Source organism: Treponema sp. R8-4-B8, assembly GCF_054786175.1.
The window spans coordinates 1-824 of the sequence record NZ_BDHE01000161.1 but is presented as its reverse complement, the minus strand read 5'-3'; the positions used below and the strand labels follow the sequence as shown (position 1 = coordinate 824).

The window sequence follows — 824 nt, the reverse complement described above, 5'->3', positions numbered from 1 at the left end:
ATTCCGTTTATTGTAATAGACTTTGTTGTCGCGAGTGCGCTTATGTCGATGGGTATGATCATGCTCCCTCCCGTTATGATCTCCATGCCGTTTAAATTAGTTCTGTTTATCCTTGTAGACGGATGGACATTGCTTACCGGACAACTGCTCAATTCATTTGTAATTAGGGGATGATGAGTAATGAGTATTGGTGAAATAACATTCGTTTTACGGCAGGGAATATTGGAAACGCTGATTCTTGCGGCTCCTATTTTGTTATCGGCGTTGGCGATTGGTTTGGTTGTCGCGATACTTCAGGCGGCAACGTCAATTCAAGAACAGACGCTTACGTTTGTTCCAAAGTTGTTTGTTATTCTTGGAGTGCTTGCGTTATTGGGCGGGTTTATGTTTACGTCTCTTGGAGAATATACAAGGGAATTGTTCGAGCGAATTCCTGAGATGGCGAGGTAAAGAATTGTTAGAAAATGCGGTTTTACAGAATATTCTCTCTTTTGGACCTGTCTTTCTGTTAATAGCGGTAAGGGCTTTTGCCATGATTCAAACCGCTCCGCTTCTTTCCTCTGAAGCTGTTCCTCAAGTCGCTAAAATAGCGCTTGCGGGCCTTACCGCTTTCGCCGTTATTCCCACCGCGGAAATTTTTATGGCGGTTAATTCACCTAACGGTATTGTTACCCTGCCCGGAGGCACATTAAGCGACTTGCGTTATGAGACATTCAGTCTTCGCTTTTTATTTTTTATTATAGGCCAGGGAATAATCGGCATAATTATTGGTCTTTACATGACGGCTATTTTTGTCGCTTTCTCTTCGGCGGGTACATTCTTTT

2 protein-coding genes and 1 pseudogene are annotated in these 824 nt (G+C 43.0%); all 3 read left to right on the top strand.

Features of this window, described 5'->3' with window-relative positions; all coding sequences use genetic code 11:
• Positions 1-174: pseudogene (locus tag ACYVRA_RS07600) on the top strand (flagellar type III secretion system pore protein FliP); the annotation flags it as partial.
• A gap of 6 nt (positions 175-180) precedes the next feature.
• Positions 181-450 (top strand): flagellar biosynthesis protein FliQ, encoded by a 270-nt coding sequence (gene fliQ / locus ACYVRA_RS07595; RefSeq protein ID WP_461252137.1) that lies wholly within the window; start codon positions 181-183, stop codon positions 448-450.
• Between the two features lie 4 nt (positions 451-454).
• Positions 455-824: flagellar biosynthetic protein FliR (locus ACYVRA_RS07590; RefSeq protein WP_461252136.1), on the top strand; the 370-nt coding region annotated here is incomplete at its 3' end.

Excerpts from the sequence above, each read along its gene's own strand:
- fliQ (WP_461252137.1), top strand. The coding sequence starts at position 181 with ATGAGTATTGGTGAAATAACATTCGTTTTACGGCAGGGAATATTGGAA.